This is a genomic window from Actinophytocola sp. (assembly GCF_045807065.1).
Taxonomy (GTDB): Bacteria; Actinomycetota; Actinomycetes; order Mycobacteriales; family Pseudonocardiaceae; genus Actinophytocola.
The window spans coordinates 1-6,166 of sequence record NZ_JBJMIE010000600.1 but is presented as its reverse complement, the minus strand read 5'-3'; the positions used below and the strand labels follow the sequence as shown (position 1 = coordinate 6,166).

Below are 6,166 nucleotides of genomic sequence, written 5' to 3'. Positions count from 1 at the left end.
GCGACCCGGTCGGCACCGAGCAGTCCGACGAGGGCGCGCACGGCGACGCGTTCGACCGCGTGTCCGCCTTCCAGGACGGCTACGACCAGGGCGTGGGCCTGTGCAAGGACATGACCGCGGAGAACCGCACGTTCACCCAGCGCGGGTTCCTGAACCAGGCCGACGCCGCGCGCGGCGGCAACCTGGAGTTCAACTCCCTGCTGACGACCATCACCGAGGACCTCGGCCCGTCCTACGGCACGATCATGACCGGCCTCGGCAAGCAGTGGACCGCGCCGACCGTGCGCACGTCGGCGGACACCCCGGAGTGCAGCAAGGCCGACCAGGGCCCGATCGCGTACTGCTCGGACACCGGCGAGATCGACGTGGCCACCCAGGGTGAGCTGCCGAAGATCCACCGCGACATCGGTGACTTCGCGACGGGCACGCTGGTCGCGTCGCGCTACAGCATGGCGGCGCTCGCGCAGCTGGGGAAGCAGCTGGACGGCGAGGACGCGCAGCGCGCGGTGCTGTGCCTGACCGGTGCGTACACGGGCACGCTGCTCACCAGGAAGGCGGGCTTCACGCTGTCCCCCGGCGACCTCGACGAGGCCATCCAGGTGCTGCTGCGCTACGACTACGCGGGGCGCGACCTGGCCGGCAAGGCCGTGACGACGGGATTCGACCGGGTGTCGCTGTTCCGCCAGGGCGCTCTGCAGGGCGTCAAGTCGTGTGGCCTGTAACAGCTCGCCCGTTCTCCGTACGTACCCCCGATCGGCCCAGTAGGGTGCCCCTCGACCACAAAGGTTCTGGAACGGGAGCAGCTGTGCGAGTGCAGTGGGTGCGGGTGGGTCTCACCCTCGCCGCCGTGGCGGTGTTGGTGGCGCAGGTCGGGGGGTGTGGCCAGAGGACGGTCGCGGGCAGCCCGGCCGCCATGAGCGACATCGACACCAGCGACGCGGGTGGGCTCCCGGTCAGCAACGACGGGCCGACCGGCCCGCGTTCCGGCGCGCCGGACGCCGACCTCAAGGTCGAGGGCACGACCGGCAGCGCGGAGGACAAGCTGGCGACCAACGCCGTCAGCGACCTGTACGACTACTGGGACGAGCAGCTGCCCAAGCTCTTCGACGAGAAGTTCACCCACATCCAGCGCCTGGTGTCCTACGACTCCAGGGGTACCGCCGTGCAGATCTGCGGCGAGTCGACGGCGGGCTTCGTCAACGCGTTCTACTGCGGCGGCAACGGCGAGGACGCGATCGCATGGGACCGCGGCGTGCTGCTGCCCGGCCTGACCAAGCAGTTCGGCGCGATGTCGGTGGTCGGCGTGCTGGCCCACGAGATGGGGCACGCCGTGCAGTTCCGGCTCGGCGAGAAGAGCAGCATGACCCAGACCACGCCGACGATCGTGCGTGAGCAGCAGGCCGACTGCTACATGGGCAACTTCATGCGCTGGGTCGCCGAGGGCAAGTCGAAGCACTTCCAGCTCAACACGGGCAAGGGCCTCAACGACCTCCTCGCGACGGTGTTCTTCATCCGCGACCCCGCCGGGCTCTCCGCCAGGACCGAGGGCGCACACGGCGTGGCGTTCGACCGCGTGTACGCGTTCCAGGAGGGCTTCCGCAACGACCCGAAGCGCTGCGCGTCGATGGACGCCCACGAGATCGACGGCCGCATCGAGGAGAAGGAACGCAACGCCGCCGATGAGAAGGTCGGCGGCCAGGTCGACCCCAGCGACTCGAAGATCCTCGGCCTGCTGCAGGACAGCCTCGACGAGGCGTTCAAGGACAACAACGCCGAGCAGCCGAAGATCACCGCCAACGGCTCGAAGTGCGCGAAGGGATCGTCGACGTCGCCGGCCACGTACTGCCCGGACGAGAACATCGTGGGCATCGACCTCGACGCGCTCAAGAAGATCGCCAAGCCGCCGGCCGAAGGCGCGGAACCCGGGGCCAAGGGTGCCGGCATCGGCGACTTCGCCGCCTTCGCCGAGATCGCGTCCCGGTACTCGATGGCCATCCAGAAGCAGATCGGGGCCAGCCTCGACGACGAGAACGCCGGCCTGCGGACTGCCTGTCTCACCGGGGCATGGACTCGCTTCACCGTCGACAAGGACCCCAACACACAGGACGGGAAGCTCCACCTGGCGGTGGGCGACCTGGACGAGGCAGTGGCCGAGTTGCTGCAGGACGACAGTCTGATCGCGGCGGATATCAGTGGGAAGCAGGTTCAGTCCGGGTTCGCCCGGGTGGAGGCGTTCCAGCGCGGGTATGACGAGGGATCGGGTCCCTGTACCGAGGACTTTGCCTGAGTCTGTGGTGGTTGGTGGTCCTGCCTGAGCCTCTGGTGACTGCTGGTCCTGTCGCCGGTGTGTGGTTGGTGCGCGGCGTGCTGAATGTTGGTGGTGTGCGGTCGCGTGCCGGGTGTTCGGTGGGTGTGGTGGGTGCGCGTCGCGTCCCAGGTGTTCGTGGATGGTGGTGCGCGCCGCGTCCTCGGGTGTCCGGTGGGCTTGGTGGTGTGCGTCGCGTGCCGGGTGTTCGGGTGGTTCGTGGTGCGCGCCTCGTCCCAGGTGTTCGGTGGTGGCGGCGGGATTGTACGGGCGGCGACTCACGCCTCAAGGGCGCCTTCGGCGTCGGGCTCCGCCCGATGACGGCCTAGCGGCCGTCACCCTTGACCCGCGAGCCTCCGCCGCCCTGGGCAGACCCCTCCGGGGGCAGGCTGGCGCCTGCCTGCCTTGCCCCCGCCACCACCACCGAACCGCCTAGCGGGGAGGTCCGCTCCGCCACCCTAGCCACAGGGCTGGATCCGGCTCCGTCACTTTGGCGACAGGGCTTGGGTCGTGATTTGTCACCTTGGCCACGGGGCCTGGGTTCGGCTCAGTCACCTTGGCCACGAATGATTGAGGGCGCGTCTTCGCCAGCTTGGCAGCAGGGCTCCGGCGGCCTCATCACCTTGCCAACCCAGGCTGATCCGCTCGCCCTGAGTCGAGCCATGCCCGGGGTCCGCGCAGCCGTCTCCCACCTGAGCCCGGGGCGGCAGCCCTCCCCCACCAAGTCTCTGCCGCCCCGGTCAAGGGCCGGTCAGAAGAGAGCGCTCGCCAGGTCGCGGCGGGCCTTGGCGACCAGCGGGTCCTCCGCGGGGAAGAGGCCGAACAGTTCCACCAGGTGGGTTCGCACCTTGTCGCGGTCCGGGCCGCTTGTTCGGCGGATCACGTCCAGCAGGCGCTTGAACGCCTCTTCCGGCTGCTGGTTCGCCAGCTCGACGTCCGCTGCCTGTAGTTGGGCGTCTATGTCGTCCGGGGAGGTGTTCGCGCGGGCTATCGCTGATGGGTCGGCTGTCTCCGCCCTCGCCAGGAACTTCACCTGGGCCAGGGCTGCCTTGGCCTGCTCGTTGGCTGGTTCCTCGTCGAGGATTTTCTGGTAGGCCGCGGCTGCCGCGTCGAAGTCGCCCGTTTCGAAGGCTTCTTCGGCGGCTACGAAGCGTGGGTCCTCCGGCTCGGGGACGGGTTCGGCGTCACCGCCGCCCTGTTCGGCCGCGCGGATGCCTGGGAGCCGGTCGCGCAGGGCGTCGAGCAGGGCCGTCAGCCACTGCTTGATCTGGGGCTCTGGCTGTGCGCCCGCGAACGCCTCCACCGGTTGGCCGCCGGCGATGGCCACGACTGTGGGAATCGACTGGACACCGAAGAGCTGTGCGATGCGCGGGTTGGCGTCGACGTCGACGCGCGCCAGGATCCAGGCGCCGTTCGCCGCGTTGGCCAGGCGTTCCAGGACCGGCGACAGCTGCTTGCACGGTCCGCACCAGTCGGCCCACAGGTCGACGATCACCGGCACCTGCAGTGATCGCTCGACGACCTCGGCCTGGAACGTCTCCTCGGTGACGTCGATGATGAACTCGCCTGCTGGCGCTGCGCCGTCAGCCGGGGCGGTGGTGGCGGTGGTGGTCGCCTTCGCCTTGCTGGCTGCCTCGGCGCGGGCCTTCAGGCCCGACAGGTCAACCGCCCCCGACAGGGCGGCCGACAATGCTGCGGTTTGACGTGGGTCTGGCCTTGTCACATATCCATCCTGGCATGGCCGGCCATCGGCGTGTCGCGCTACTCCGCATCCTTGCCCGATCCGCGTGACATCACCGCTCCCGCTCCGCCAGGTGCTGTTCGATCCTGGCCACCTTCGCGGTCAGCTGACCCGTGTGACCTGGCCGGATGTCCGCCTTGAGCACGAGCGACACCCGGGGCGCGGTCGCCGCCAGGACGTCCACCGCCCGCTTCACCACGGCCATCACCTCGTCCCACTCGCCCTCGACGTTGGTGAACATCGCGTTCGTCTCACACGGCAACCCACTCTCGCGGACCACCCGGACCGCCTCCGCGACGGCCGCGCTGACACTGTCCGACTCGCCGCCCGCGGGGGCCACGCTGAACGCCACTAACACGTCGGCTCCTCTCGTCCAACAACACGCTGCGAGGGCACCCTCGCCGGTACCGACTGGTAACTTCAAGCTCCATGAGCCACCGCGCCTTGCCGTTCGATCCGATCGCCCGTGCCGCGGGGATCTGGGAGGACCGGGTCGGACCGTCGACCACCATGGCCGCGGTGACCAGCATCATGCGCGTCCAGCAGGTGCTCCAGTCCGCCGTGGACGCCGCGCTGCGCCCGCACGGCCTGACCTTCGCCCGCTACGAGGCGCTCGTCCTGCTCACGTTCGCCAAGCGCGGCAGCCTCCCCATGCGGGTGATGGGCGAACGGCTGCAGCTGCACCCCACGAGCGTCACCAACATCGTCGACCGCCTCGAGGCCGACGGGCTGGTCAAGCGCGCCCCGCACCCGACCGACCGCCGCACCACGCTCGCCGAGATCACCGAAGCCGGCCGGGAGCGCCGCGAGGCCGCGACGAAGGCGGTCACCGAGATCGACTTCGGGCTGCGCGGCCTCACCGAGCGGCAGACCCAGCAGCTCACCGAGCTGCTGGCCAAGGTCCGCAAGGCAATGGGCGACTTCGAGGACTAGCTGGTCCGCCTCCCCCTGAGGTATCCGCTGATCGGGCGCCGATCTGGCACAAAGCAGAACGGGGCTCTAAGCGTCCTCCCACTGGAAGACCTTCGCGGCGATCAGGCCGACGACCAGGACGAAGCCGGCGAGCACCGCGCACGGCACCACCAGCGCGCTCGCGCCCTGGCCGCGGACCAGGAAGTCCGTGATCCCGTCGTTCATGTGCCGGAGCGGGAAGATCTCCGAGATCGCGCGCATCCACGGCGGCGCCTGGTCGATCGGGAAGAACGTGCCGGACAGGAACGCCATCGGCAGCACCACGATGTTCGCCGCGCCGGTCGCCGCCTCCTCGGTCTTGCAGAACGCGCCGACCAGCATGCCTATCGCGAAGAACGCCAGGATGCCCAGCAGGAACACCGGGATCGCGAGGTACCACGTCCCGGTCAGCTTCAGCCCGAACACCGGCAGCAGCCCGACGCCGATGAACACGAGCGCCTGCGCGATCGCGATGCCGTAGGTCACCACGACCCGCGCGGTCAGCACCGTCGGCACGGACACCGGCGCGAGCCGGATCCGCCGCAGCACCTGCTTGCGGCGCCAGCTCACCAGCGTCAGCGCGGCGCCGAACACCGCCGACACCGCGACGCCCCACGACATGATGCCGGGGGTGATGTACTGGATCGGCTTGAGCGAGGAGTCCTCGACATTGGTCCCGTCGATCGTGTAGCGCTCCGGCTGGCCCGTGGCCTGCTGGTTCATGTGGCTGACCACGCCCTGCACGATGCCGCCGACGACGCTGGCCCGCGTCTGGTCGCTCTGCGCGAACCGGTAGGTGATCCGGTCGCCGTCCTCGGCGACCAGCGCCGGCAGATCGCCGTCCCTGACCTTCCGCACCGCCTCGTCGACGGTCTTGAAGTGGGTCAGCTCCAACGCGCCGGTCTGCTCCAGCCCGGCGATCACCGGGCCGTTGCCGACCACGCCGATCTCGGTCTTCGAGGTGCCCGCGTCGCGGAACAGCAGCCCGAACACGACCAGGAACATCAGCGGGAAGACGAACGTGAAGAACAGCGTCGCCTTGTCCCGGTAGAAGATCTTCACCATCGCCGTGGCGAGGCTCCTGAACGCGGTCATGCCCGGTACTCCCGCCCAGTCAGTTCGAGGAAGACGTCTTCCAGGGTCGCCGTGCGCACCTGCAGCCCGGCCAG

General features: G+C 69.4%; 5 protein-coding genes and 1 pseudogene. 3 read left to right on the top strand and 3 right to left on the bottom strand.

Annotated elements, in window-relative coordinates:
• Together ACJ73U_RS35075 and ACJ73U_RS35070 are read left to right on the top strand one after the other, a co-directional pair.
• Positions 1-722 (top strand): annotated as a pseudogene (locus ACJ73U_RS35075) (metalloprotease-like protein); the annotation flags it as partial.
• An 83-nt stretch (positions 723-805) separates the two neighbouring features.
• Positions 806-2,287 (top strand): aminopeptidase, encoded by a 1,482-nt coding sequence (locus ACJ73U_RS35070; protein WP_407782056.1) that lies wholly within the window; start codon positions 806-808, stop codon positions 2,285-2,287.
• A gap of 769 nt (positions 2,288-3,056) precedes the next feature.
• On the opposite strand, the gene ACJ73U_RS35065 is transcribed toward ACJ73U_RS35070, so the two are convergent.
• Positions 3,057-3,995, bottom strand: a complete 939-nt coding sequence (locus tag ACJ73U_RS35065; protein WP_407782055.1) for a tetratricopeptide repeat protein — start codon at positions 3,993-3,995, stop codon at positions 3,057-3,059.
• 103 nt (positions 3,996-4,098) lie between these two features.
• A complete protein-coding gene (locus tag ACJ73U_RS35060; RefSeq protein WP_407782054.1) occupies positions 4,099-4,404 on the bottom strand; it encodes an MTH1187 family thiamine-binding protein in 306 nt (101 codons plus the stop codon).
• Positions 4,405-4,475: 71 nt separating this feature from the next.
• On the opposite strand from ACJ73U_RS35060, the gene ACJ73U_RS35055 reads away from it, so the two are divergent.
• The gene (locus tag ACJ73U_RS35055) at positions 4,476-4,979 is read left to right on the top strand and encodes a MarR family winged helix-turn-helix transcriptional regulator (protein WP_407782053.1); all 504 of its coding nucleotides are present in this window, start codon (positions 4,476-4,478) and stop codon (positions 4,977-4,979) included.
• A 66-nt stretch (positions 4,980-5,045) separates the two neighbouring features.
• Here ACJ73U_RS35055 and ACJ73U_RS35050 read toward each other — a convergent pair whose 3' ends face one another.
• Positions 5,046-6,092: an ABC transporter permease gene (locus tag ACJ73U_RS35050; protein WP_407782052.1), complete on the bottom strand. Its 1,047-nt coding sequence runs from the start codon at positions 6,090-6,092 to the stop codon at positions 5,046-5,048.
• Positions 6,093-6,166 lie beyond the last annotated feature (74 nt).